This is a genomic window from Neisseria sp. HMSC068C12 (assembly GCF_001814095.1).
GTDB classification, from domain to species: domain Bacteria; phylum Pseudomonadota; class Gammaproteobacteria; order Burkholderiales; family Neisseriaceae; genus Neisseria; species Neisseria perflava.
Genome location: NZ_KV814823.1, coordinates 25,520 through 51,786, shown reverse-complemented (window position 1 = coordinate 51,786; position 26,267 = coordinate 25,520). Strand labels below are relative to the sequence as shown.

General features: G+C 47.2%; 25 protein-coding genes. 15 read left to right on the top strand and 10 right to left on the bottom strand.

Annotation, left to right across the window (positions count from 1 at the left end; all coding sequences use genetic code 11):
- Position 1 precedes the first annotated feature (1 nt).
- The 5 genes from tatA to HMPREF2952_RS06820 all read left to right on the top strand — a co-directional run bounded on the left by tatA (position 2) and on the right by HMPREF2952_RS06820 (position 4,216).
- A complete protein-coding gene (tatA, locus tag HMPREF2952_RS06840) occupies positions 2 to 205 on the top strand; it encodes a Sec-independent protein translocase subunit TatA (protein ID WP_003679438.1) in 204 nt (67 codons plus the stop codon).
- Positions 206 to 208: 3 nt separating this feature from the next.
- Complete coding sequence (gene tatB, locus HMPREF2952_RS06835) at positions 209 to 871, top strand: Sec-independent protein translocase protein TatB (RefSeq protein ID WP_004519655.1); 663 nt, start codon at positions 209 to 211, stop codon at positions 869 to 871.
- A 15-nt stretch (positions 872 to 886) separates the two neighbouring features.
- A complete protein-coding gene (gene tatC, locus HMPREF2952_RS06830) occupies positions 887 to 1,663 on the top strand; it encodes a twin-arginine translocase subunit TatC (protein WP_039862097.1) in 777 nt (258 codons plus the stop codon).
- 557 nt (positions 1,664 to 2,220) lie between these two features.
- Positions 2,221 to 3,606 carry a GntP family permease gene (locus tag HMPREF2952_RS06825; RefSeq protein ID WP_004519658.1) on the top strand — a complete coding sequence of 462 codons (1,386 nt, stop codon included), beginning with the start codon at positions 2,221 to 2,223 and terminating at the stop codon, positions 3,604 to 3,606.
- A 91-nt stretch (positions 3,607 to 3,697) separates the two neighbouring features.
- Positions 3,698 to 4,216, top strand: a complete 519-nt coding sequence (locus tag HMPREF2952_RS06820; RefSeq protein WP_049336727.1) for a gluconokinase, GntK/IdnK-type — start codon at positions 3,698 to 3,700, stop codon at positions 4,214 to 4,216.
- A gap of 59 nt (positions 4,217 to 4,275) precedes the next feature.
- On the opposite strand, the gene dtd is transcribed toward HMPREF2952_RS06820, so the two are convergent.
- The 6 genes from dtd to HMPREF2952_RS06790 all read right to left on the bottom strand — a co-directional run bounded on the left by dtd (position 4,276) and on the right by HMPREF2952_RS06790 (position 7,678).
- Entirely contained in the window at positions 4,276 to 4,737 is a 462-nt protein-coding gene (dtd, locus tag HMPREF2952_RS06815; protein ID WP_049336726.1) for a D-aminoacyl-tRNA deacylase, read from the bottom strand.
- 98 nt (positions 4,738 to 4,835) lie between these two features.
- Entirely contained in the window at positions 4,836 to 5,600 is a 765-nt protein-coding gene (locus tag HMPREF2952_RS06810; RefSeq protein ID WP_049336724.1) for a peptidylprolyl isomerase, read from the bottom strand.
- A gap of 44 nt (positions 5,601 to 5,644) precedes the next feature.
- Entirely contained in the window at positions 5,645 to 6,517 is an 873-nt protein-coding gene (locus HMPREF2952_RS06805; protein WP_049336722.1) for a peptidylprolyl isomerase, read from the bottom strand.
- A 68-nt stretch (positions 6,518 to 6,585) separates the two neighbouring features.
- Positions 6,586 to 6,858 carry a BolA family protein gene (locus HMPREF2952_RS06800; protein WP_049322785.1) on the bottom strand — a complete coding sequence of 91 codons (273 nt, stop codon included), beginning with the start codon at positions 6,856 to 6,858 and terminating at the stop codon, positions 6,586 to 6,588.
- Positions 6,855 to 7,145, bottom strand: a complete 291-nt coding sequence (locus HMPREF2952_RS06795) for a YciI family protein (protein WP_004519663.1) — start codon at positions 7,143 to 7,145, stop codon at positions 6,855 to 6,857. The genes HMPREF2952_RS06800 and HMPREF2952_RS06795 overlap by 4 nt, the downstream gene beginning before the upstream one ends.
- Positions 7,145 to 7,678, bottom strand: a complete 534-nt coding sequence (locus tag HMPREF2952_RS06790) for a septation protein A (RefSeq protein ID WP_049336720.1) — start codon at positions 7,676 to 7,678, stop codon at positions 7,145 to 7,147. The genes HMPREF2952_RS06795 and HMPREF2952_RS06790 overlap by 1 nt, the downstream gene beginning before the upstream one ends.
- A 353-nt stretch (positions 7,679 to 8,031) precedes the next feature.
- Here HMPREF2952_RS06790 and HMPREF2952_RS06785 point away from each other — a divergent pair, with 353 nt between their 5' ends.
- The 10 genes from HMPREF2952_RS06785 to HMPREF2952_RS06740 all read left to right on the top strand — a co-directional run bounded on the left by HMPREF2952_RS06785 (position 8,032) and on the right by HMPREF2952_RS06740 (position 22,300).
- Positions 8,032 to 10,020 (top strand): FimV/HubP family polar landmark protein, encoded by a 1,989-nt coding sequence (locus HMPREF2952_RS06785; protein WP_004519665.1) that lies wholly within the window; start codon positions 8,032 to 8,034, stop codon positions 10,018 to 10,020.
- A gap of 227 nt (positions 10,021 to 10,247) precedes the next feature.
- Positions 10,248 to 11,093: a tRNA pseudouridine(38-40) synthase TruA gene (truA, locus tag HMPREF2952_RS06780; RefSeq protein ID WP_004519666.1), complete on the top strand. Its 846-nt coding sequence runs from the start codon at positions 10,248 to 10,250 to the stop codon at positions 11,091 to 11,093.
- 314 nt (positions 11,094 to 11,407) lie between these two features.
- A complete protein-coding gene (gene porB / locus HMPREF2952_RS06775) occupies positions 11,408 to 12,469 on the top strand; it encodes a trimeric porin PorB (protein ID WP_070503692.1) in 1,062 nt (353 codons plus the stop codon).
- Positions 12,470 to 12,937: 468 nt separating this feature from the next.
- Positions 12,938 to 15,232: a NosR/NirI family protein gene (locus HMPREF2952_RS06770; RefSeq protein ID WP_191620597.1), complete on the top strand. Its 2,295-nt coding sequence runs from the start codon at positions 12,938 to 12,940 to the stop codon at positions 15,230 to 15,232.
- A gap of 109 nt (positions 15,233 to 15,341) precedes the next feature.
- A complete protein-coding gene (gene nosZ, locus HMPREF2952_RS06765) occupies positions 15,342 to 17,309 on the top strand; it encodes a TAT-dependent nitrous-oxide reductase (protein ID WP_004519669.1) in 1,968 nt (655 codons plus the stop codon).
- Positions 17,310 to 17,507: 198 nt separating this feature from the next.
- Complete coding sequence (locus HMPREF2952_RS06760; protein ID WP_100066638.1) at positions 17,508 to 18,887, top strand: nitrous oxide reductase family maturation protein NosD; 1,380 nt, start codon at positions 17,508 to 17,510, stop codon at positions 18,885 to 18,887.
- A gap of 56 nt (positions 18,888 to 18,943) precedes the next feature.
- Positions 18,944 to 19,843 carry an ABC transporter ATP-binding protein gene (locus HMPREF2952_RS06755; protein ID WP_004519672.1) on the top strand — a complete coding sequence of 300 codons (900 nt, stop codon included), beginning with the start codon at positions 18,944 to 18,946 and terminating at the stop codon, positions 19,841 to 19,843.
- Positions 19,840 to 20,670: an ABC transporter permease gene (locus HMPREF2952_RS06750; protein ID WP_070695422.1), complete on the top strand. Its 831-nt coding sequence runs from the start codon at positions 19,840 to 19,842 to the stop codon at positions 20,668 to 20,670. Before HMPREF2952_RS06755 ends, HMPREF2952_RS06750 begins: the two co-directional genes overlap by 4 nt.
- Positions 20,667 to 21,161 (top strand): nitrous oxide reductase accessory protein NosL, encoded by a 495-nt coding sequence (locus HMPREF2952_RS06745; protein WP_070695420.1) that lies wholly within the window; start codon positions 20,667 to 20,669, stop codon positions 21,159 to 21,161. The genes HMPREF2952_RS06750 and HMPREF2952_RS06745 overlap by 4 nt, the downstream gene beginning before the upstream one ends.
- A gap of 119 nt (positions 21,162 to 21,280) precedes the next feature.
- The gene (locus HMPREF2952_RS06740) at positions 21,281 to 22,300 is read left to right on the top strand and encodes an FAD:protein FMN transferase (protein WP_070695418.1); all 1,020 of its coding nucleotides are present in this window, start codon (positions 21,281 to 21,283) and stop codon (positions 22,298 to 22,300) included.
- 595 nt (positions 22,301 to 22,895) lie between these two features.
- Here the strand turns inward: HMPREF2952_RS06740 and HMPREF2952_RS06735 are convergent.
- The 4 genes from HMPREF2952_RS06735 to HMPREF2952_RS06720 all read right to left on the bottom strand — a co-directional run bounded on the left by HMPREF2952_RS06735 (position 22,896) and on the right by HMPREF2952_RS06720 (position 26,266).
- On the bottom strand, positions 22,896 to 23,807 hold the full coding sequence (locus tag HMPREF2952_RS06735; protein ID WP_070695416.1) for a MetQ/NlpA family ABC transporter substrate-binding protein: 912 nt from the start codon (positions 23,805 to 23,807) through the stop codon (positions 22,896 to 22,898).
- A 194-nt stretch (positions 23,808 to 24,001) separates the two neighbouring features.
- Complete coding sequence (locus tag HMPREF2952_RS06730) at positions 24,002 to 24,688, bottom strand: methionine ABC transporter permease (RefSeq protein ID WP_070587440.1); 687 nt, start codon at positions 24,686 to 24,688, stop codon at positions 24,002 to 24,004.
- A 1-nt stretch (position 24,689) separates the two neighbouring features.
- Positions 24,690 to 25,427 (bottom strand): methionine ABC transporter ATP-binding protein, encoded by a 738-nt coding sequence (locus HMPREF2952_RS06725; protein WP_049322796.1) that lies wholly within the window; start codon positions 25,425 to 25,427, stop codon positions 24,690 to 24,692.
- Entirely contained in the window at positions 25,424 to 26,266 is an 843-nt protein-coding gene (locus HMPREF2952_RS06720; protein ID WP_049344871.1) for an HlyC/CorC family transporter, read from the bottom strand. Before HMPREF2952_RS06720 ends, HMPREF2952_RS06725 begins: the two co-directional genes overlap by 4 nt.
- Between the last annotated feature and the right edge of the window lies 1 nt (position 26,267).

Sequence of the window (26,267 nt, the reverse complement as noted above, 5' to 3'; positions counted from 1 at the left end):
CATGGGTAGCTTCTCTCTCTGGCACTGGATTATCGTACTGATTATCGTCGTTTTGGTATTCGGTACCAAAAAATTGCGCAATGTCGGCAAAGACCTCGGCGGTGCAGTGCATGACTTCAAACAAGGCCTGAATGAAGGTACAGACGGCAAAGATGCCAAAAAAGACGAAGTCATCGAACACAAAAAAGACGAAGACAAAGCATAATCCATGTTTGATTTCGGTTTGGGCGAATTGCTGCTGGTCGGCGTTGTCGCCCTAATAGTGCTGGGTCCAGAACGTCTGCCGCAAGCCGCGCGCACGGCCGGGCGTTTGGTCGGCAAATTGCAAGGCTTCGTCAACAACGTCAAGCAGGAGCTCAATACTCAGGCTGAGTTGGACGAATTGCGCAAGGTGAAGCAGGAATTTGAAGCCGCCGCTTCGGAGTTTCGCGACGGTATCAAAGACTTAGGCGATGATGCACAAAAAAATCTGAATGATATTTCAGATGGCCTCAAGCCTTGGGAGCGCCTGCCCGAACAAAAAACGCCAGCTGATTTTGGCGTGGACGAGTTCGGTAATCCTCTGCCTGATTTGGCTTCAAGCAGCACTGAAAATGAAAGTGCGGCCCAAGTTCCTGAAGAGGGTGGAGCAGCGCAAACTCAAGAGCCTGTCGGAGCTGAAAATGCCGAGTCCGAGCAAGACCGCGCTTGGCGTGAGTATTTGACCGCATCGGTTTCCCCCGCACCGGCGGTTGAAGTCAGCTATGTCGAAGCTCCTGCTGCCGATGTTCCTCCGCTGCATACGACTTCTTTGCGTAAGCAGGCGATGAGCCGCAAACGCGATATGCGCCCGAAATTCCACGCCAAGCCCAAACTGCGCGTCCGTAAGTAAAAAGTGAGTCAACCGGTGTCCGAACCTCAACACGAACAACCCGTCCAACCGCTTATCGAGCATCTTCTCGAGCTGCGCCGCCGAATGATGTGGATCGTCATCGGTATCGTTGTCTGCTTTTTGGGCATGATGCCGTTTGCCCAGCAGCTCTATACTTTTGTTGCCGAACCATTGATGGCCAATCTGCCTAAAGATACCAGCATGATTGCGACCGATGTGATCGCGCCGTTTTTTGTGCCGGTAAAGGTTACCTTGATGGCGGCGTTTCTGCTGTCGTTGCCGCACACGCTGTATCAAGTCTGGGCGTTTGTCGCCCCGGCTTTATACCAAAACGAAAAGCGTTTGATTACGCCGCTGGTGTTGTCCAGCGTGACGCTCTTCTTTGTTGGTATGGCGTTTGCCTATTTTCTGGTATTTCCCGTTATTTTCAAATTCTTGGCCGGTGTAACCCCTGTCGGTGTCAATATGGCGACCGATATCGATAAATACCTGTCCTTTATTTTGGGCATGTTTGTTGCATTCGGTACGACGTTTGAAGTTCCCGTCGTTGTGGTGTTGCTTGCCAAAATGGGCATTGTTTCGACTGCACAGCTTAAGAATGCGCGTCCGTATGTGATTGTCGGTGCGTTTATCGTGGCCGCAATCATCACGCCGCCTGACGTAATTTCCCAAACCCTGCTTGCCGTTCCGCTGATTCTGCTCTACGAAGCTGGTATTTGGTTCAGCCGTTTTGCCAAAGCGAAAACGCAGCAGGAAGATGAGGATACACCGCAACCACCGGCAGAAGTTTAAGAATCAAGGCCGTCTGAAGAATTTTTCAGACGGCCTTTGTATCATGGCACTTTCAGTTTTTAAGAAAAAGCATGATGAATGTTCGGGGAATCGTAAAACATTACTGTCCAGATTCTTTTGATTCGGCTAAAATTTTTGACCGAGGATTTTGCCGAAATCGAAGCAGTAATGCGTAACAGTCCCTCATGCCTCAATGGGCTGGATTTTAATACCAAACTGCCGGAATTACGTTTGGGAAATGGGGTGATTTTTACCAAGGCATAAGCCGAAAATACTTGATTTTAGGTAATTGAAAAAATATTCGTTTCTATTTTATCGAGAAGAATGATGTCAGGCCGTCTGAAAATTAACTACGTTTCAGACGGCCTTTTTGTCACCCTTGTTTTTCGTTGTAATCCTTATTTATCAAGCATCTTACAAAAAGGGTTTTGAAAAAGAGAAGTTTATATTTTGACTAAATCCAGCCGTATGAATCCATAGTGAAATGTGTTATCTTATCTACGTGTGTTAAGAAACATTAATAAGTTTGTATTTTTCTTACAGAGAAAGGCTTCAAAATGGATGGATGGACTCAAACGCTGAGTGCCGGTACTTTGCTCGGTATCGCCGCGGCAGCGATTTTGCTGATCTTGATTTTGATTGTAAAACTGCGCGTTCATGCCTTGCTGACGTTGGTATTGGTCAGCTTGCTGACTGCCATCGTAACAGGTCTGCCTATGGGCAGCATTGTTAATGATGTATTGGTCAAAAACTTCGGCGGTACACTTGGCAGCGTGGCGTTGTTGGTTGGTTTGGGTGCAATGCTTGGCCGTTTGGTGGAAACTTCCGGCGGTGCTCAGTCTTTGGCAGATGCGCTGATTCGGATTTTTGGTGAGAATCGTGCGCCGTTTGCCTTAGGCGTGGCTTCTTTGATTTTCGGTTTTCCGATTTTCTTTGATGCCGGTTTGGTGGTGATGTTGCCGATTGTGTTTGCAACGGCACGCCGCATGAAGCAAACTGTTTTGCCCTATGCGTTGGCATCTATTGGCGCATTTTCCGTCATGCACGTCTTCCTGCCGCCACATCCCGGCCCGATTGCAGCTTCTGAATTTTATGGCGCAAATATTGGTCAACTGCTGATTTTGGGTTTGCCTGTTACCTTGATTACTTGGTATTTCAGCGGCTATTTATTGGGTAAGATTTTGGGCCGCAGCATTCATGTGCCCGTTCCTGATTTGCTCAGCGGCGGTACGCAAGATAACGACCAACCGAAAGCGCCTGCAAAGGCATCTACGGTCATTGGCATTATGCTAATTCCTATGTTGTTGATTTTCTTGAATACTGGTTTGTCTACTCTGATCAGCGAGAAAATGGTCAGTGCGGATGAAGGCTGGGTGCAGTTTGCACGAATGCTCGGTTCGACACCAATTGCTTTGCTGATTTCTGTTTTGGTAGCCCTGTATGTATTGGGCAGTAAACGTGGTGAAAAAGCCAGCGCTTTGGAGAAAACCATTGATGGCGCATTGGGCCCGGTTTGCTCGGTTATTTTGATTACCGGTGCAGGCGGTATGTTCGGCGGCGTATTGCGTGCTTCCGGTATCGGTAAGGCTTTGGCCGACAGCATGGCTGACTTGGGTATTCCTGTTTTACTGGGCTGTTTCTTGGTAGCTTTGGCTTTGCGTATTGCGCAAGGTTCTGCGACTGTTGCCCTGACTACCGCTGCCGCGTTGATGGCACCGGCCGTTGCGGCGGCAGGTTTCAGCGATTGGCAGATTACTTGCGTGGTATTGGCGACGGCGGCAGGTTCCGTTGGTTGCAGCCACTTTAACGACTCAGGCTTCTGGCTTGTCGGCCGTCTGTTGGATATGGATGTGCCGACGACCTTGAAGACATGGACGGTCAACCAAACACTTATCGCACTCATCGGTTTTGCTTTATCGTCAGTGTTGTTTATCTTGGTTTAATCGAAAATGGCCGGCGGATAGTGTTTTTGAGATAACACAATCCGCCTGTTTTCAAATACCGTTAAAATCTAGATAAACAAGGAGTAGAAAAATGACGACACATTTTGTCATGATGGGCGTGTGCGGTTGCGGTAAAACCACTGCCGCATTGTCTTTGCAAAAACATCTCAACCAATGCCCATATGCCGAAGGCGATGATTTCCATACTCAAGCCAACCGCGACAAAATGGGTGCCGGTATTCCGTTGACGGACGAAGACCGCTATCCTTGGCTGGGCAATTTGCGTGACTGGATGACAGAGCAGGCAAAAAACGGGGAAAAATATTCCATTGTTACTTGTTCCGCACTCAAGCATCACTATCGCGATATTCTGCGTGGTGCAGAAGGGAAGGTGGCTTTTATTCATCTGACTCCGCCTCAAGCAATCAATCTTGAACGTATGCTGTCGCGTCAGGGGCATTATATGAAAGCCGGAATGCTGGATTCGCAGCTGGAGATTTTGGAAGAGCTGGGTGCGGATGAGTACGGCGTTAAAATTGACAATCCGGGTTCGCCTGAAGCCGTTGAGGCAGATATTGTGAACTGGGTGAAAGCGCAAGGCTTGATTTAGTAATGATCAGAAATGGAAAGGCCGTCTGAAATATTTCAGACGGCCTTTTTTGATGGGATTTAGAATGTTTTTTGCGAGTCAAGCAATAAGGTAACCGGCCCGTCATTGCAAAGGGAAACCTGCATATGGGTTTGGAATCTGCCGGTTTCGACAGTCAATCCATGTTTGCGCAAAAGTTGCGCGGTATATTGATAAAGCTTATCCGCTTGTTCGGCAGGGGCAGCATTGGAGAAAGATGGGCGGCGGCCGCTGCGCGCATCAGCGTAAAGGGTAAACTGGGAAACCAGTAATATCGAGCCACCGACATCTTTGAGCGATAAATTTAATTTGCCGTTTTCGTCTTCAAAGATACGCAGGTTGGCGGTTTTATCCGCAATGTATTTGGCGTCTGTTTCTGTATCGGTGTGGGTAACGCCGAGCAATATCATAAATCCGTTGTCGATTTTGCCGCAGGTTTCGCAGGAGTTTTCGGACAAAACGTCAACTTTGGCTTGGGTAACTTTTTGGATAACAGCGCGCATGATGTTTTTGAATAAAAGAAGTTTGTAAAAAAGGGCGTAAAAGACACGCCCTTTGGGTTGGAGTATGGTTTCAGACGGCCTGAAACCATTGAATCAATTTACGGATTAATGCCGTTTTCTTTTAAGATACGTTCGATCTGATTCTCGACTTTTTGTCGTTTAACAGCTTGGGCAATCTGATTGCGTACCAGTTCGAAAGGTTCGGCATTGGGATCGTGTTCTACTGCACTGAGTTTAAACAGATAAAAACGGTTTTCCATTTGAATCGGCTCATGCGTTACATCGCCTCGGTTCATGTCGGCAAAAGCGGTAGCCAGTTGAGGAGAGAGCTGCTGCGGAGAGATGAAGCCGTCGAACTCTTGTTCGGGGTTTGGATAGCGTTTCATCAGCTCTTCAAATGACAAGCCTTTTAGCAGCAGCTCTCGCGCGGCGCGTACTTCGTCGGCTGAAGCAAAGCTGACTTGTTGCAGCTTGATAATGCGTGTTTGATGGTCGTAGAAACGGCGCAACTCAGCATCGTCAACCGCGGTTTGACGTTCTAGATAAGCAGCGTATTGGTTGGCATAAAACTCAGCTTCAACGTTTTTAAGCTGATTCTGCACTTCTGCATCTTTGTCCAAACCAGCCTGGATGGCTTCATTTTTCAAAATTTCCAAAGTCTGCAAACGTGTAACCACATCTTTGCGGATTGCCTGACCATCGGGTTTGGCAGTCTGGTTGGGATGTTGATCGGCTTGTCTCAATACTTCGGCAACCATGCTGTCGATACGGGCGGGATCGATTTCAGGTGCTTTGGCAGTTGCCAAGCCGATGGTTGATAGGGCGAGGATAGCCAAAACGGCAGTTTTGGGCTTGATGTTCATGTGAGTTCCTTATTGCCCGCCGTTATCACGGCGGGCACGTTATATTATTTGTTGACTTTGATGCTGGCTTTTTTCAGCAATGATTGAATGGCCGCATCAACACGGGCTGCCTGTAAGTCGCTGCCAATCTCGTTTTTAGAGGCTTCGTAAGAAGGTACGGTAACGTTACGGCGGTCATTGACGTAGAAAACGGCGTACAAATTACCGTTTTGCAGCGGCGTTTTAGTGTGCGCACCTTTTTTCAGGTCTTTGACAGCTGCGTAAAGCGGAGGCGCTGATTCTTGCAAATCTTTAAGCGGAACATAAGCTTTAGGGATACCGCCGGCTTTTTTGGCCGCTTCGTCAATTGAGTATTGGTTCAATACCGAAACAAAGCTTTTTTTCGCATCCAAATCGGCAATGGCTTTTTGGGCATTGCTGCTGCTGTCAGTCACGATTTCGCCCATTTGGACTTCCTGAGTACCTTTATAGAAGTTGCTGAAGTCGTTGTAAGCGGCTTTGACATCTTTTTCTTGAACAGGATATTGACGGACGATATGCGCCGCGAAAGCTTGGCCTAACAAATCATTTTCGAAAACTGCCCATTCGGTTTTGAATGTGGCTTTTTTATCTGCACCTTGCTTGGCGGCATCGGCACGCGCTTGCTCCAATGCAGTTTTGAATTCAGCGCTTTGATCCAGTTTTAATTTTTTAGCTTCTTGGGTAACAACAGTGCTGATAACTTGGCGTTCAGTCAGCATTTGACGCAATTCAGGAGTGTCTTGAACGTTCGGGTTGCTGGCGCGTACGGAAGCAACTTGGTCATCGATAACGCTGCTGTCGATGGCTTGACCGTTGACGGTCACCAAAGTTTGGGCAAACAGGGTGCCGGTAGTCAGGGCAAGCATCAAGGCTGAAGCAAAGTAGGTTTTTTTCATCGTATTTCTCTTTTAAATAATGATTGGAAATAAATTAATGATTAGAAATCAAAGTTTAAGTAGTAATCTTAATGGAAGTATTCGTCCGGCGTGGCCGCTTTGATACTGAGTGCATGAATCAGGCCGTCTGAAAACAAGTCTTGCAAAAGCTGCTTAATCATACGTTGCCGCTGGAGGCGACCGATATTTTCAAATGCGTTGCTGACCACCAATATCGCATAATGCCCGCCGCCTTTATTGCCGGCATGGCCGGCGTGCAGATGGCTCTCATCTTCAAAATCGAAGAACTCAGGCTCAAGTGCCTGCAGGCGTTCCTCGATAATTTGACGCATATTGCTCATTTGAACACGGCTTTAAAGGGTTTAATCAATACTTCTGCGTATACGCCGGCATCGACGTAAGGGTCTTGTTCAGCCCATTCTTGTGCTGCGTCCAAAGATTCAAATTGAGCCACAATCAGGCTGCCGGAAACGCGTTCCGGATTGTCTGGTAGAGGATTGGGGCCGGCAGTCAGCAGACGGCCTTGCGCTTTCAATTCTTCCAAGCGTGCCAAATGAGCAGGGCGGGCTGCCATGCGTGCTTCGTGGACATCTTCGGCATCAGTGGCCAAAAGCATGAAATATTCCATTATTGATCCTCCTTAGGCTGGAAACGCATCAGATACATGCCCTGTGCGATAGAAAAAATGATTGTGAAACCCAATGTGCCGAACAATTTGTAATTGACCCATTGGTCTGGAAAATACGTAAAGACAAAGAGATTGGCAGCCCCCATAAAAATCAGGAAGCCAATCCATGCATAAGTCAGGCGCGTCCATACAAAATCAGGAAGCTGCATTTCTTTACCCATCACGGCTTTTAGCCCGTTTTTACCGGCAAGATGGCTAAACAGCATGACGATTGCGCCGATCCAAAACAGAACGGTCGGTTTCCACATGATAAAGCGGTTGTCTTTCAGCAGAATCGTTGCACCGCCAAAAAAGACAATCAAAATCAGACTGACCCATTGCATGGTGTCCAGTTTGCGGTGTTTCCAAAAGGTCAGCGCAGCTTGGGCAATACCGACTATAACCGCAACAGCCGTTGCGGCAATCATGTCTTTGGTGATGATGTATGTGATGAAAAATAAGAATACGGCGAATAAGTCGCTCAAAACCTTCATATATTAATGATGAAACTAATTGAGTAAATGCTAATCATACAGGGAGATGTGTTTTTTTGCACCTTTCCCCATGACTTTAATACCACATATATCCATATGAGATATTTGTTTTGGGTTGGCGAAATTTGTAAAAAAGAAACACAAGCATGCAAAAGTAATAGATTTACCAAGGAATTTCAGGCTGAATAGCCTGTATTGCTTGGCAGAAATGGGTTAAAAATATATCATGACGTAATATCTAGTAAATATATGGTTAAATGCGCGCACATTGGTTAGTACCATAATTTCCGAACAGGGGATCAGTTTTGAAAAAACATCACAATATTAAATTAATTACAGCTTCTATCGCTTTAATGACATCGCTCAGCGCTTCTGCAGGTTTGGGCGGTTTGAACGTTCAATCTCATTTGGGTGAGCCTTTTACAGGCAGTATCACTGTGACTGGCGAGGAAGCTCAGGCTCTGCTTAATGGCGGTAAGGCCACTATTTCAAATGGTAATTTGCGCGCGGCGGTACGCAAATCAGGCGATAAGGCAGTCGTTACCATTCGTTCCTCTAAAGCCATCAAAGATCCTGTTTTGGTTTTCCAAGTAGGTGTCGGCGCGCAATCGCGTGAATACACTGCTATCATCGATCCGGCCGGATACGACGCTAAAGATGCGGCATCCGTCCGCCCCCGTCAAACTGCCGAATCCCAATCCTTCGAGCCGACACGCAATGCCCAACAGCCTGCAACTAAAAACAATAAAGCAGTAGGTAATCAGGCAGCTCAAGCGCGTAAGGATGTGCAGCGTAAGGCTGAGAAAAAACAAGTTCAGACGGCCTCTGCTAAAAACGACACAGCTGCACGTTCAGGTAGACAGCATTTGGTGCGTACGGGTGAAACCCTGATTGCCATTGCGTCCAGCATCCGTCCGCAAGGTATGACCTTGGATCAAACCATTCAAGCATTGGTTAATGCCAATCCGGATGTGTTTATCGATAACAATGCCAACCGTATGTTGGCAGGTAAGGTGCTGAATATTCCAAACCGTAGCGAATTGCAACGTTTGGCTGCTTCTGCTCCTGCTAAAACTAATACGGCAACAGAAAAAGCCAATGAAACCGCTAATGCAACAGAGGCTAAAACAGAAAAACCTGTTGTTCAGCCTGAGGCTCAAACTGAAGCCCAGGTTAAAGATGCTGGCGTAAATACACAGCAACAGGAAGAAGTAAAACAAGCTTCAGCTGAACAAACAGAACAAGCAGCATCTGCAGCGGTTAATGAAAATGCCGCATCGACTGTTCCTGCATCCGATATTCAAGAAGCTATGGCTTCTTCTGATGCTCAAGAGAATGTAGTGGCTTCTGAGTCTGTTGCAACCACTGATTCTATCGCGGAGCAAACAGAGGGCGAATCAAATGGCAATTTATGGAAATGGTTATTGGCAGGCGGTGCAGCCCTTATTGCTGCTTGGTTGTTGTTAAAAGCTGCGGGTAAACGTAAAGACGAGCCTGAAGCAGCACCTGTAAGCCGTATGGATGAAGAGAAGGCTGTACAGAAAGATGTTGCTGCTTCAGCTGCTGCGGTTGCTGCAACTAAAGTAATGCCGTCTGAAAAAACTCAAGATGGCCTGCTTATCGAAGACGATTTTGAAGATGATGTGGTTATCAATGAAGTAGAAGAATCTTCCAATATCGATGATGTCAAACTTGATTTAGGTAAGATTGACAATAGTCAGGCAGGTATTCTTTCAGGTGCAGTAACGCATGATGTTGAGACAGAACAACGTCGCCATGCTGATTGGGACAATATCGAATCAACAGAAAGCGTGTACGAACCTGAACCAGAAAATCCATATCAGCCGGTATCCGTTGTTATGCCTGAACGTAAAGAAGAGCAGGCAAATACATTTGCTGAGTTTGATTTGGCGGCAGAGAAAAAAGTCTCCGAGTCAAGAAATGAAGAGCCACTCGAGTTTACGGTAGAAACCCCTGAAGCTTCAGACGGCCATGCGTTGCCATTCGAGATCAAGCAAGATCAAGACTTGCAAATTCAAGGAACCAAAGAAGAAGTAGAGAAAGAAGAAGCTGCTTCTGAGTTTGTGATTGAAGAAGGTGCATTGGAATGGGGAGCTGAAGATGTTTCAGTAGCCGCCGATAAAAGCAATAGTGAAAGAGGCTTTGTTTCAGAATCAGTTGGCATGACTGCACCGCTTGAAGCCAAATATGATTTGGCTAAGATGTATATCGAAATCGGTGATCCTGAAGCGGCTCGAGAAACATTGCAAGGGCTGATTGAGGAGGCTGAAGGCGATATTCTGCATAAAGCCCAAAAACTGATGAAAGAACTTGGCGCGTAAGTGCTAGTCAAATGAAGATGCCGTTTCAGACGGCATCTTTTTTATGGTAAATTAAAAAGCAAGATTTTATCTGAGTCTATTATTGGTTGGGTAAGATTTCAGCTTTATATGATGGTTGAAGATGAAGGCCGTCTGAAATACAAAATGGAGGCGTGTGTTAATCACGCCTTTTTAATATTTGTTACTTGAGCGTAGGCAACAATATCAATTTACAAGAAGTATAAGAAATGACTGAACAAGTAAATACAACAGGACATCTGGTGCAGCGCTGGGCTTTGACCCTCTCTTATGACGGTAGTCGTTTTTATGGTTGGCAAAAACAGGCTGGAGATTTGCCGACTGTTCAGACGGCCTTAGAGCAGGCATTAACTTCAATAGCAGGAGAGCAGATTAATACTATTGTTGCAGGAAGGACAGATACGGGTGTACATGCGACAGCTCAGGTCGTACACTTTGATACATCTGTAAGCCGTCCGGAGCAAGCGTGGGTGCGTGGAGTCAATGCGCATTTGCCTGACGGTGTGGCTGTATTGCTTGCGCAAAAAGTTGCACCTCATTTTAATGCTCGATTTGATGCTTATGGCCGGCATTACCGTTATTTGCTGGAGTCATCTCCGGTTTGTTCTCCGTTGTTGGTTGGCAGGGTGGGGTGGACACATTTGAAATTAGATTTAAATCTGATGAGGCAGGCTGCTGCTTTATTGGAGGGTGAACATGACTTCTCCAGCTTTCGTGCGGCTGAGTGCCAGGCAAAATCGCCTATAAAAACGCTATATAGGGCAAGTATTAGTGGGACTCCTCGTTATTTGTGCCTTGATTTGCATGGAAATGCATTCTTGCATCATATGGTGCGCAATATTATGGGCGCATTGGTATATGTGGGAAGTGGTAGGATTAGTGTGGATGAATTTCAGTCAATCTTTTATGCAAGAAGCAGATTGAAAGCGCCTCCGACCTTTATGTCTGACGGTCTATATTTGACAGGCGTTGATTATCCTGATGAGTTTGGGGTGGTAAGACTGCCTCTGCCTGAGTGGATGAATGTTTCGGGTAACGTTTTTCAGACGGCCTAATTGGCGGATTGTTGGTATAAAAGCAACAAAATAGCTGGATTGATGTGTAAATTAATAAAGTGTTGTAAAAATGCACAATTGGTTTTAAAAGAAATTTATCATTGATTTTAAATAATAAATTTCATTTTTTTAGGCTGTGTTTGCCTTTGCTGGGTTTCAAGGGTGGTGGGGGTGGATTGAATAAAGTTTGTTTTTTTAGAGAGGAGCAATTATAGTAACAGTCATGGAATCGCTGATTCCAGCGATAATGTAAGCCTAAGCGGATTGTCCGGTCTGCTTAAGTTATTTCTTCACAATAGAAAAGGAATACAGCAATGAAAAAATCTCTGATTGCTCTGACTTTGGCAGCTCTGCCTGTTGCAGCTATGGCTGATGTGACTCTGTACGGTCAAGTTAAAGCCGGCGTTGAAATTTCTAAAGTAAAAGTGGGTAAAGCTACTTCTAAAACTGCTACTGAGATTGCTGACTACGGTTCTCGCATCGGCTTCAAAGGCCACGAACACTTGGGTAGCAACTTGAATGCTATTTGGCAAGTTGAACAAAACACTTCTATCGCCGGTGGTGACTCTGGTTTTGCTAACCGTGAATCTTTCATTGGTTTGGAAGGTGGTTTCGGTAAAGTTCGTGCCGGTAACCTGAACACTGCTCTGAAAGACAGTAGCGACAGCTTCGACCCTTGGGAATCTGGTGCCGCTAACGCAGATGCTCTGCAACTGGGTAAAATTAAACGTGTAGATACTCGTAAAGTATCTGTACGTTACGACACTCCTGTATTTGGTGGTTTCAGTGCAAGCGTACAATACCAACCTCGCGACAATGCTAACCCTGGCGATAAATACACTCACACTGTGAAAAGCCGTGAATCTTACGATTTGGGCCTGAACTACGAAAACTCTGGCTTCTTCGGTCGCTATGCTGGTTCTTATGCTAAACGTGCTGACTTGGATGCTGGCTACTTGGATGCATTCAACGGCAACACTACTTTGGCTGCTGGTGCTTACAAAGATCACCAAGCACACCGTCTGACTGCTGGTTACGATGCTAACAACCTGATGGTTGCTGTTGTAGGTCAATACGAAGGCTTCAAAGCTGACGTAGCTGGTGCTAAGAAAAACGAACGTACTGAAGTTGGTGCAACTGCTGCTTACCGCTTCGGCAACGTAACTCCTCGTGTTTCTTACGCTCACGGCTTCAAAGCTAAAGAAGATGGCGTAAAACAAAAAAATAGCGCTTACAACCAAGTTATCGTTGGTGCTGACTACGACTTCTCTAAACGCACTTCTGCCCTGTTGTCTGCCGGCTGGTTGAAAGAAGGCAAAGGCGACTACAAATACGAGAAAACTGCTGGTACTGTTGGCCTGCGTCACAAATTCTAATCTGACTTAAGATTAGTCTGAAAAAAGAGCCTGTTTTATATAGGCTCTTTTTGTTTTTGTAAGAAATGTATTTTGTCATTGTAGGGGTAGGTTAAAGTATTTTCGATATTCGTTTTCAGGCGGCCTATGGAAATTTAAGTCAGGTTCTATTCTATTTAATATATGCTAAATGAAATTTCAGAAATTGTTTTGAGTATTATTATAAATAAGTTAATAATATGGGGATGATTCTTGGATTGAGTTGATTTTCCTATGTTTCATGCCTAATAATAAAAGGTTCATCTAATGTAGTTCTAAAGTATTATTAGTATGTAGAATCTGGTTTTAAGATTTGTAAACTTGATTTTAATCAAATTATTGCTGATAGATGATTCATATAATATAAGTGTTTAGAGTATCGATATATCGGGAATAGCCATGTCCTGTCTTGAAATGAAGTGCTTAAGTGGCATTTGGAAACGAATCCTTATGCTGTTTGCTGTATTTTTCGTGATGATGGTAAGCCTGCCTGCTTACGCGGAACGCTTGCCTGATTTCTTGGCAAAAGTTCAGCCGTCTGAAATTTTCCCAGGTGCTGACCGCTACGGTAAGCCTGAAGGTAAGCCCTTGGTTGCTCGCGTGTACAAGGGCGAAGAGCAGCTTGGCTTGGTTTATATCACGACTGACGTGGTCAATACGCGCGGTTATTCGAGCAAACCGATCGATACGATGGTTGCATTGGCCAATGATGGCACTATTGCCGGCGCAAAATTGGTTGAGCACCATGAGCCGATTATGCTGATCGGTATCCCGCAATCCCGTGTCGATAAATTCATTGACAAATATATCGGCTTAAATTTTATTAAAAACCCGCCTCAACCAGGTGTTGCACCAGGGGATATTATTAGTGGTGCGACTGTGACCCTGATGGTCATCAATGACAGTATTCAGCGCTCTGTTAAAGCAGTAATCCATCAATATCATTTGGGTACAGATAAAGCAGTTCAAGCCGGTACGGCAGCTGCTTCCGACGAACAGTCTGCCGAGCCTGCCGTTCAAACCCGTCCGCGTCGTGTTGCCAATCAAGACAAACAAGATATCCTGTCATGGAATGCGCTTTTGGAACAAAAAGCCGTCGGTCATCTGCATATTTCTATCGACGAAATCAATAAACTGTTTGAGAAAAGCGGTAAAGCAGGTGTGGCAGATCATGCGGAGCAGGGTGATGGTAACGATACATTTATTGATCTGTATGTTGCCTTGGTCAGCCAGCCTTCCATCGGTAAAAGCCTTTTAGGTGAAGCCGGTTGGAACAACCTGCAAAAACGTTTGAAACCTGGCCAAGAAGCCGTGATGGTGGCCGGCGAAGGTCGCTATTCTTGGAAAGGTTCGGGTTATGTTCGCGGTGGTATCTTTGACCGTATTGAAATGATTCAAGGCGATACCAGCTTCCGCTTTACCGATGCGCAACATGAACGTGTAGTTGCTTTATCCGCCGAAGGTGCGCCTGCATTTAAAGAAGTTTCTTGGTTCACTATCCCCGAAGGTGTGGAATTTGATGGTGCTGAACCATGGCGTTTACAACTGATGATTCAACGTGTGTTGAGTGTTAACGATAAGGCTTTCGTAACTGCAGATTTGGATTACGAATTGCCAAAAGGCTACTACGTTGACGATCCTAAAGCACCGCCGGTTGAAATTAGTGCACCGGTTGAGCCGGTGGCTGTGGCAGCCTCTGCTCCGGAAGAAAGTACAGGTATTGCAGAAGATGCAACGGCTGAGGAAGGCGTATCCAACCAACTTTGGAAACAGGTTTGGAAAGCCAAACAAGGTCAAATCGTGGTTGTCGGTATTGCTTTGACAATTCTTCTGTTGGTATTCCTGTTCCAAGATTGGATTGTCCGTTACGAAAAATGGTATGACCGATTCCGTCTCTGTTTCCTGACCTTTACGCTGTTTTATATCGGCTGGTATGCTCAGGCACAATTATCGGTAGTGAATACTTTGACGTTGTTCTCAGCTGTTTTGACTGAGTTCCACTGGGAATTTTTCCTGATGGATCCGCTGGTATTCATTCTGTGGCTCTTTACAGCGGCGACCATGCTGTTGTGGAACCGCGGTACATTCTGTGGATGGCTGTGCCCTTTCGGTGCATTGCAAGAGTTAACCAACCGTATCGCTAAAAAATTGGGTCTGAAACAAATTACAGTGCCACACTTGTTGCATACCCGTCTGAGTGCGATTAAATATGTAATTTTCTTCGCTTTGCTGGCAATTTCCCTGTACGATTTGGGTACGGCTGAAAAATTTGCTGAAATTGAGCCTTTCAAAACTGCAATTATTTTGAAATTCATGCGTGAATGGTGGTTTGTTCTGTTCGCCGCCGCTTTGCTGATTGCAGGCTTGTTCATCGAACGTTTCTTCTGCCGTTATCTGTGTCCTTTGGGTGCAGGTATTGCATTGCCGGGCCGCTTCCGTGTGTTTGATTGGCTGCGCCGTTATAAAATGTGCGGTAACCCATGCCAGATTTGTACACACGAATGTCCCGTACAGGCAATCGCACCTGAAGGCGACATTCATCCGAACGAATGTATCCAATGTCTGCATTGTCAGGTAATGTATCATCACGATACGCGTTGTCCCCAAGTAGTGGCAACGAATAAGAAAAAACAAAAACAAGCGGCGGCAAAAGCTGAACAGCATGATGCGGCAGTGACGCAAAATGCTCAAGAACAAGTCGTCCAGTTTGTTAAAAAAGAATCGGCAATCAGTGTCGACAAGTAGTAATTTATCAATAAAAAAAGAGGGCTGTATCGGCAGCCTGACTTAGAAAGTTTTTCATCGGCAGGCCGTCTGAAAAATCGGCCGCCGGATTTTATCCAAGGAGTGTCGTATGTCAGACGAAAAATTAGAACAAAACGGCTTAAGCCGTCGTTCATTCTTAGGTACTGCCGCTGCTTCCGGTGCGGGTATTGCTGGTGCCGGTTTGTTGGGCTTGGCCGGTTGCTCTAACGGCGAGGGTGATAAAGCTGCTGCTTCCGGTGCTGCACCTGCCGAAAAAGCCGCTGCTCATTCTGCCGAACCGGGCAAACAAACTTCCGAAGTTGGTCCAGGCGAACTTGACCAATACTACGGTTTCTTGTCAGGCGGTCAATCAGGTGAAATGCGCTTGATCGGCGTACCTTCTATGCGTGAGTTGATGCGTATCCCTGTGTTCAATATGGACAGCGCTACCGGTTGGGGTCGTACCAACGAGAGCCTGCGTATTTTGAATGAAAAAATTACGCCGGAAACCCGTAAATTCCTGCAAGACAGCGGTCTGCGTTGCTACCCTAACGGCGACTTGCACCACCCGCACTTGTCTTTCACCGACCAAACTTACGATGGCCGTTATGCTTACGCCAACGATAAAGCAAACACCCGTGTTTGCCGTATCCGCTTGGATGTGATGAAAACTGATAAAATCATCGATATTCCTAATGCTTCAGGTATCCACGGTCTGCGTCCTCAACGCTATCCGAAAACTGGCTACGTATTTGCCAACGGTGAGCATATCGTTCCTGTTGACGGCGTAGGCAAATGGGATGATCCTAAAACTTGGAATGCCGTTTATACTGCAGTTGATGGCGAAACCATGGACATCGCATGGCAAGTATTGGTAGACGGTAACTTGGATAATGGCGATGCCGACTACCAAGGTAAATACTCTTTCTCTACCTGCTATAACTCTGAGCGCGCTCTGACTGTACAAGGTGCATCTTCTAACGAACAAGACTGGTGTGTAGTATTTAACCTGGCCGCCATCGAAGAAGGCATCAAAAAAGGCGACTTCAAAGAAGTTAACGGCGTAAAAATGTTGGACGGTCGTGCGGAAGCCAACTCTCCATACACTCGTTACATCCCGGTTCCTAACTCTCCTCACGGTTGTAATGCAAGCCCTGATGGCAAATACATCATGCTCAACGGTAAACTGTCTCCAACCGTTACCGTATTGGATGTTAGCAAACTGGATGACTTGTTTGCAGGTAAAATCAAAGAGCGCGATGTTGTCGTAGCCGAGCCTCAACTGGGTCTTGGCCCATTACACACTGCATTTGACGGTCGCGGCAATGCCTATACTACATTGTTTATCGACAGTCAAATGGTGAAATGGAACATCGACGACGCGATTAAAGCCTATAAAGGCGAGAAAATCGATCCGATCAAACAAAAACTCGACGTTCACTATCAACCGGGTCACAACCACACTACCATGGGCGAAACCAAAGAAGCCGACGGTAAATGGTTGGTATCTTTGAACAAGTTCTCTAAAGACCGCTTCTTGAATGCCGGTCCTTTGAAACCTGAGTGTGACCAATTGATCGACATCTCCGGCGACGAAATGCGTCTGGTGCATGACAATCCGACTTTTGCCGAACCACACGACTTGTGCTTGGTTGCTGCGTCTAAAGTGAACCCAAGCAAAACTTGGGACCGCAAAGACCCATGGTTCTGGCAAGAAGCTTTGGAACAAGCTCAAAAAGACGGTGTTGAGCTGGAAAAAGCTGCCAAAGTCGTACGTGAAGGCAACAAAGTACGCGTGTACATGACTGCCGTTGCGCCTGCTTACAGCGTTCCTCAATTTGAAGTGAACCAAGGCGACGAAGTTACCGTATATGTAACCAACGTTGAGACCATTGAAGACTTGACTCACGGCTTTACTTTGGAAGGTTATGGCATTGCTATGGAGATTGGCCCGCAAGCTACATCTTCTGTAACCTTCAAAGCTGTCCGTCCAGGCGTACACTGGTACTACTGCCAATGGTTCTGCCACGCATTGCACATGGAAATGTCTGGCCAAATGATTGTTAAACCAAAATAATTTCGGTTTGATGATTTAATTCTTCAGGCCGTCTGAAAAAACATTCTTTCAGACGGCCTTTATAGCAAAGTTGTTTGTCGGCCGATATGGTCACAAAATGAAAGCCATCATCAGACAGCTTTGCTATAACACCAAAATACCTGTTTCCGCATCGGTTTATCATGCGGCAAGCAGGCCGTCTGAAACAGAGATATGATTATGACGCACACACAAATCCATCGTTCCAAATGGCAACGTGCCGCACTCGTATTGCTGCTTGGCAGCATGGTTCAGACGGCCTTTGCCGCAGTCATCAACGTATCCGCACAAGACAATCTCAATGATGCTTTGGCGCGCGCCCAAGCCGGCGATACGCTCAAGCTTGCCTCCGGTATATACAAAACCAAACTCTATATCGACAAACCCATTACCATCGAAGGTCCTGCCGACCGTTCCGCCAAGATTGTCGGCGACCGGAGTGGGAGGACGGTTGCCGTTCATGCGCCTGATGTAACTTTGCGCAATCTGACCGTTTCCCATTCCGGCATGAGTTTGCCGGCAATGGATGCCGGTATCTATTTAGAAGAGACGGCAACGCGCGCGCTGGTGGAGCATAACAACATCGTCGACAATTCCGTCGGCGTGTATATTCACGGTGCGGCAGAATCCATGGTGCGGGAAAATAAAATCATCGGCGATGCAACCCTGCGCGTCAACGAACGCGGCAACGGCGTAACCGTCTGGAATGCGCCCGGTGCGCAAGTGATTGATAACGATATTTCCAAAGGCCGTGACGGTATTTTTTCAAATACCAGTACCCATAATACCTACAAAGGCAACCGTTTTAGCGACTTACGCTTTGCCGTCCATTATATGTACACCAATGACAGCGAAGTCAGCAACAATATCTCCGTCGGCAACAATATGGGTTATGTGCTGATGTTTTCCGAACGCCTGAAAGTGTATGGCAACATTGCCGTTGGCAGCCGCGACCAAGGCATTATGCTCAACTACGTCAATTATTCCGAAATTCACGATAATGTGATCAACAAGGCAGGCAAATGCGTGTTTGCCTACAATGCCAACTACAATAAAATTTTCGACAACCATTTTGAAAACTGTCAAATCGGTATTCACTTTACCGCGGCCATTGAAGGCACAAGCCTGTTCAATAATTCGTTTATCAACAACGAAAGCCAAGTCAAATACGTCAGCACCCGTTTCCTTGATTGGGGCGAGGGTGGTCGCGGCAACTATTGGAGCGATAACAGCGCCTTTGACCTTGACGGCGACGGCTTCGGCGACAGTGCCTACCGTCCCAATGGGATTATCGACCAAATCATCTGGCGCGCACCCGTCGCCCGGTTATTGATGAACAGCCCTGCCATCAGCATTGTCAAATGGGCGCAATCTCAATTTCCCGCCATCCTGCCCGGCGGCGTAATTGACAGCAAGCCTTTGATGAACCCTGTCCGCAATAAAACGACAACCAAATACGAAGCCATGAAGGACGAATTGCTGCATGAAGCAAAAACGCACCAATCCGAATGGGGTAATGCCGAAAACGGTGCGTTGACAGGCGGAAATGCCAATATGTAACCTTTCAGACGGCCCAATATCAAAGGCCGTCTGAAACATTCACTAGAGGAATATCCATGAGCAGTACCAACCACGTTGAATTAAGAAACGTGACCAAGCAGTTTGGCAGCCAAAAGGCCGTCAACCAAGTCGATCTGGTTCTCAAGGCTGGCGAGAGCGTCGGCATGGCAGGACACAACGGTGCAGGCAAATCTACCATTATGAAGCTGATACTCGGCCTGATTACGCCGACCGAGGGCGAAGTGATGCTTTTGGGAGAGCCGACCGGCAGTAAAGCAGGGGCGCAGCGTCGCAGCCAAATCGGTTACCTGCCTGAAACGGTTGCATTGCACCCTTCATTGACCGGTATCGAAACCATGGATTTCTATGCCAAACTAAAAAAACAGCCCCTGAGTAAAAACCGCGAATTGCTCGAGCGTGTCGGCATTTCCCAGGCCGCACGCCGCCGTGTCGGCACTTACTCTAAAGGTATGCGTCAACGCCTCGCTTTGGCACAAGCCTTGTTGGGCGAGCCTAAAGTTTTATTGTTTGACGAGCCAACTACCGGCCTTGATCCGGCTTCACGTCAAATGTTTTACGAAGTTGTGCGCGAACTCAATGGGCGCGGCGCAACCGTATTGCTCAGCACCCATGCACTGGCCGAGCTTGACGGCCACGCCGACCGCATCATCGTTATGAAAAACGGCGTGAAAGTTGCTGACGGCAGCATGGATGAGTTGCATGTTCAAAGCGGTCTACCGCTGACCGTCAACGTCCGCTTGAAAGAAGCGCGCCCGTTGAGCGAGCGTTGGCATCCGCTTTCAGACGGCCTGTCGTATAAAGCGCAATGTAAAGCCGAAGAGCGTATGGGACTTTTGAGCGAATTGGGTGATTTGGGCAGTCTTGCCTACATCGATATCCACACGCCAACACTTGATGATATGTACGCGCAATTCTTGAAGAGGGAAGACGTATGAACCCCGTTTGGATTATTACCGGCAAAGAAGTCCGAGACAGCCTGCGCAACCGTTGGGTTCTTGCCGCCGCACTTTTGCTTGCCGCATTGGCACTGTCATTAGGCTTTCTCGGCAGCTCGCCTACCGGTTCGGTCAAGGTTGATCCCTTGACGGTAACTGTAGTCAGTCTGTCCAGCCTGTCTATCTTCTTGATCCCGCTGATTGCGATGTTGCTCTCTTATGATGCACTGATCGGCGAAATCGAGCGCGGTACAATGGCGTTGTTGCTAAGTTACCCCATCTCGCGCAACCAAATCCTTGCCGGTAAATTTATCGGCCACCTCATCATTCTTGCCCTTGCTACCACCGCAGGCTACGGATTGGCAGGTATTACCCTTCAGCTTGCCAACGGCGGTTTTGATATTGCCGCATGGCAACCTTTCGCCCTTTTGATTGCTGCCAGCGTGATTCTTGGCGCAGCCTTTTTGTCCATGGGCTATTTGATCAGCGCAAAAGTTAAAGAACGCGGTACAGCCGCCGGTATCGCCATCGGCGTATGGCTGTTTTTTGTCGTTATTTTCGATATGGCGCTTTTGGGTGTTTTGGTTGCCGATACCGAACAAGTCATTACCGCGCCTGTAGTGGAAACCGTTCTTCTGTTCAACCCCGCAGACATTTATCGCCTGCTGAACCTGACGGGTTACGAAAATACAGCCATGTATGCCGGCATGGCAGGTTTGAGCGATCAAATCAGCCTGAGTATGCCTATTTTGCTGACGGCGCAGGTATTATGGGTTATCATTCCTTTGGTCTTAGCCGCCTGGATTTTCGGAAAGCGACAAATATGAGAAAAATATTATTGACAACCTTCACACTCATCGCATTGGCAGCCTGCAGTAAGCAGGATAACAGCCCTCCGCCTGCGCCCCAACAAATCAGCGACAGCGCAGTCGGTCATTACTGCAGCATGAATTTGACCGAACACAACGGCCCTAAAGCGCAAATCTTCTTGAACGGCAAACCTGACAAACCAGTTTGGTTTTCCACCATTAAGCAGATGTTCGGTTATACAAAGCTGCCCGAAGAGCCTAAAGGCATTCATGTCATCTATGTTACCGATATGGGCAAAGTCAAAGATTGGGAAAAACCCAATGCTGACGCCGAATGGATAGATGCGAAAAAAGCCTATTACGTCATCGAAAGCAGCTTTATCGGCGGCATGGGTGCGGAAGACGCACTTCCGTTTGCCGACAAGGCTCAGGCTGAAAAATTCGCCAAAGAAAAAGGCGGCAGAGTAGTCGGTTTTGCAGAGATGCCCGACGAATACATTTTCAAATAAAACAATCAATAGAAGGCCGTCTGAAACAGTTTCAGACGGCCTTTGTATTGGAAGCTGCCGATTGATGATTTAATGAATGCGGCTTTCAATGTAAAGATAAAAAATCTAAGGAATACTTTATGTCCACCCCTTTAACGCGCCGCCGTTTCCTTGCCATAGCTGCCACCCTTGCCGCCGGTGTCGGCATTCCTTTTGCCATCAGCCGCAAAACCAATCAACCGACTCATCCGACCAGCCCAAATCAAGAAGAGCAGCCAGTTATTTGGAGAGGCATTGCATTGGGTTCGGGCGCGGAGTTGCGTTTGTTCGGCGTTGAGCGCAAGCAGGCAGAAATATTAGTCAACAAAGTATTGGCGGAAGTTTTACGGTTGGAAAAAATCTTCAGCCTGTATCGGGACGACAGCCTGATCAGCCGTTTAAACCGAGAAGGCCGTCTGAAAAATCCGCCATCTGATTTTTTACAGCTGCTCAGTATCAGCCGAGATATCCATCAGCTGACGCAGGGTGCATTTGATCCCAGCATTCAGCCATTGTGGAATCTGTATGCCGATCATTTCAGACGAAACCCTAAAACCGAAACGCCGCCATCTGAACGCAGTATCAAAGACACGCTCAAATTAGTGGATTTCAACAAAGTCGATTTTGATACCAAAGAAATCCGTTTTGCCCAAAGAGGCATGGGCCTGTCGCTCAACGGCATTGCGCAGGGCTATATCACCGACAAAGTAGCTGAATTGTTGAAGCAGCAAGGCGTTACCCAGGCATTGATTGATATGGGGGAGATTTACGGCTTTGATAATGCTAACCAGCGCGAGTGGAATGTCAGCATTCGCAATCCCGACCAAGAAGACCAAATCCTGACCACTATTGCCATGAAAAATCAAGCGTTTGCCACATCGGGCGGCTATGGCACGGTAATGGACGAGGCAGGCAAATTTACCCATCTGTTTGACCCGCGCACAGGCGGAAGCCAGCCGCGCTATAAAAGCATGAGCGTCATGGCGGAGAGTGCGGCGGTTGCCGATGCTTTTTCTACCGCATTTTCTATTATGGATGAAGCGGCCATCCGAGCAGCGGCCCAAGTTAAAAAGGCACAGGTTTGGCTGGTGATGCCGAATAATGAATTGAAGAAGATTTGAGATTGAGAAAAAGAATGGTTTTGCCAGTTGGTTTGAATATATGAATAAGGGAAAGTCTAAGATATTGAAATAATGAAATATAAAAAAAGAAGGGCTGCCCAAGGGGCAACCCTGAAACTCTTGCAGCTGGGAGTAATTAGCAAGAGATTACGACACTTAAAACAAAAATTCACTCATTTCAAAGCACGAAGCTTTAATATCTAAGCAAAACGGTATTTCGACCGCTCAAACCCCTTCGATACGGAGAAACACAACATATATGGGAAAATCCGACAAAGTGGTTTGAAGCAATTCAGATGAGCGGTCTGTAATGCAGATAACCGGATGTCTTTAGATGAACGGTATAATATCAGGATAAGCGGAACATTACTAGTGAATATTATAAAAAAGTAGAATAATTCATTTAGTGATTGATTCTATTGAATAAAAACATGATTTCTTATTGAACTTTTTTACAACATATTGATTTGGTTTTAAAAAGGGAATTACGTAAGTATTTGGCGTTAATCAAAAAACTTATTTTGAGCTTTGAGAAGAGATAATCAATAGAAAAAGGCCGTCTGAACGTTCAGACGGCCTTTTTTCAAAGAGCGATTTATTTGGTTGCAGAAGCAGTAGAGGCGGCTTCGGCTTGAGCACCTGCTGCTGCGTTTTCACCCCATGCCGCAGGGTATTTGTAACCGGCAAAGCGTTTTTGTGAGTAAGCTTTGAACTCGTCAGAGTTGTAGGCTTCGGTTACATCTTTCAGCCATTGGCTGTCTTTGTCGGCAGTGCGGACGGCAGACCAGTTAACGTAGGCGAAGCTTGGCTCTTGGAATAGGGCTTCGGTCAGTTTCATGCCGCTGCTCATGGCGTAGTTGCCGTTAACGATGGCAAAGTCAACGTCGGCACGGCTGCGTGGCAGTTGGGCGGCTTCAAGTTCTACGATTTGGATGTTTTTTGGATTTTCGGCAATATCGTTTTTAGAGGCAGTCAGCGGATCAACGTCGGCTTTCAGTTTAATCCAGCCCAATTCGTTCAACATAACCAATGCACGGGCAAAGTTAGATGGGTCGTTAGGTGCAGAAACGCTGACGCCGTCTTTCAATTCGTCCAAAGATTTCAGTTTGCCAGGATAGAGGCCCAAAGGTGCAGTCGGTACTTGGAAGGCTTCAATGATGTCCAGTTTGTGTTCTTTTTTGAAGTCGTCCAGATAAGGTTTGTGTTGGAAGATGTTGATGTCCAATTCGCCTTCAGCCAAAGCAAGGTTGGGGCGCACATAGTCGGTAAATTCGATCAGTTTGACTTTATAGCCTTTTTTCTCCAAAGCCGGTTGGATTTGGTCTTTAACCATATCGCCGAAGTCGCCGACGGTTGTACCGAAGACGATTTCTTTTTTCTCTGCGCCGTTGTCGGCAGAAGAAGCAGCAGAGGCAGCAGGCGCGCTGTCTTTTTGACCGCCGCAGGCAGCCAGTACGATGGCCAGCGCAGCAGCAGAAAGGGTTTTGAAGAATGTGTTGGTTTTCATATTTTGCTCCAGATGGATGATAAAACGGTTTCAGACGGCCTTAAGCTGCCGCCGTCAAAAAAAGAGGAATTGTAAATCTATTTTGGGAATATGAGGGTGTTTTTTGTAGATTTATTTGGTATATCCTAATATGTTCTAAATAGATAACAGGCCGTCTGAAAAATAGTAAGTCCATTTCAGACGGCCTGGTTTGTTTAACGTTTATCCAGTTTGCGCGCCAATCTGTTGCCGATACCTTGAATCAGGATAACGAGTAAAACCAGGATGGCAACGATGAAGATGATGACTTCCATTTGATAGCGGTAGTAGCCGTAACGGATAGCAAGGTCGCCCAAACCGCCGCCGCCAATCATACCTGCCGCCGCGCTGTACGACAAAAGGCCAATAGCCAGTACGGTAATGCTGGAAACCATACCTGCGCGCGCTTCATTCAAAAGCACTTTGCAGATGATGCTCATGGGTGAGGCACCCATTGCGGAGGCCGCTTCAATTACGCCTCTGGGTACTTCGCGCAGGTTTTGCTCAACCAGACGGGCGAAGTAGAATAGGCCGGATACGCTCAATACCAATGAGGCGGCAACCGGGCCGATGGTCGTGCCGATGATGGCGCGTGTAACAGGAATCATGGCAATCATCAGGATGACGAAAGGGAATGCGCGCATCAGGTTGACCAGGTTGTCCAAAAACAAATTCAGCTGTTTGTTGTAGTGCAACTGATGGCTTGACGTCACAAACAGCAATACGCCCAAAATCGTACCGAAGATAACGGCGAAAGTAGTCGATAGGCCGACCATAATAAAGGTTTCGCCCAAGGCTTGGATAATTTCGCCCTTCATGCTGACGATGGTCTCAACAGCACTTTCAAATGTTAAATCTGCCATATTAGTCCTCTCGAATCAGCTCTTGCCCGATTTTGGATTGGGCATGGATTTGGTTGCCGTGTACTTCAACGATTTCCAGCAGACGGCCTTTATCCAAGAGGGCGGCACGGTCGCACAGGCGGCGGATAACGCTCATTTCGTGGGTAACGATGACGATGGTTACGTTGAAACGTCGGTTGATGTCTTCCAAACATTTCAAAACGCTGCGCGTAGTGGCGGGGTCGAGGGCGGAAGTGGGTTCGTCGGCGAGGATGACTTGAGGTTGCGGCGCCAGCGCACGGGCAATGCCGACACGTTGTTTTTGACCGCCGGAAAGTTGGGACGGGTAATGGTTGGCACGGTCTTGCAAGTCGACAATTTCCAAACATTCTTCAACACGCGCTTGGATTTTTTTAGACGGCCATTTGGCAATTTCTAAAGGGAAGGCGACGTTTTCGGCAACGGTACGGTTGCTCAATAGGTTGAACTGTTGGAATACCATGCCGATGTTTTGTCGGGCGTGGCGCAGTTGCGTGGCGTTGAGTGCGGTCAGCTCTTGGCCGCACACGCTGACGGTACCTGTATCCGGACGTTCCAATAAGTTAATCAGGCGCAGCAGGGTGGATTTGCCTGCGCCGGAATAGCCCATCAAGCCAAAGATTTCACCCTGTTTGATTTCGAGGCTGGTCGGCTCGACGGCGACAAAGTCTTTGTTGTCGCGTGTTTGATAGTGTTTGGAGACGTGATCCAGAATAATCATGGTTTATCCGTGTTTTCTTTAATTCGTGTGGCCATCAGGGTGTGCAGACGGCGGTTGTCGGCGCGTGCGACGGTAAATTGCAGGCTGCCGATGATGACTTTTTCGCCGCGTACGGGCAGGTGTCCCAATTCTTGAATGACCAGGCCACCGATGGTATCGGCTTCTTCGCTGCTGTATTCCGTACCGAAGAAGGTGTTGATGTCTTTGATTTCGGTGGCAGCGTGGATGCGCCAGCGTTCGGAAGAAACGGCGTGGATATTGTCGGCGCTGTCGTCTTCATCAAATTCGTCTTCGATGTCGCCGACGATTTGCTCGATGATGTCTTCAAAGGTTACCAGGCCGGATGTACCGCCGTATTCGTCAATGACAATCGCCATGTGGTTGCGTTGTTCGCGGAATTCTTTTAAAAGGGAGGCCAGTGATTTGCCTTCGGGGACGAAAACGGCAGGGCGCAAGACGGATTTCAGGTGGAACTGCTCGGGGTTGAACATATATTTGAGCAGGTCTTTGGCGTGCAAAATGCCCAAAACTTCGTCTTTGTCTTCGCCGATGACGGGGAAACGCGAATGGGCGGTTTCGATGATGTAGGCCGTGATGCGCTCGATGCTGTCGTTTTCTTTCAATACGTTCATGCGGCTGCGCGTAATCATGGCATCGCGCACTTCCAGCTCGGCAAAGTCCAATACTTTTTCCAGCCGGGTCAGTGTGTCGGCATCAAAAACTTCCTGCTCGTGCGCTTGGCGCAGCAGGGTCAATACGTCTTCGGCGGAATCAGGCTCGCCGGCAAGTCGGGAGATTAGGCGTTCGAAAAACTTGGGTTTCGACTGCGTACCGTCCATT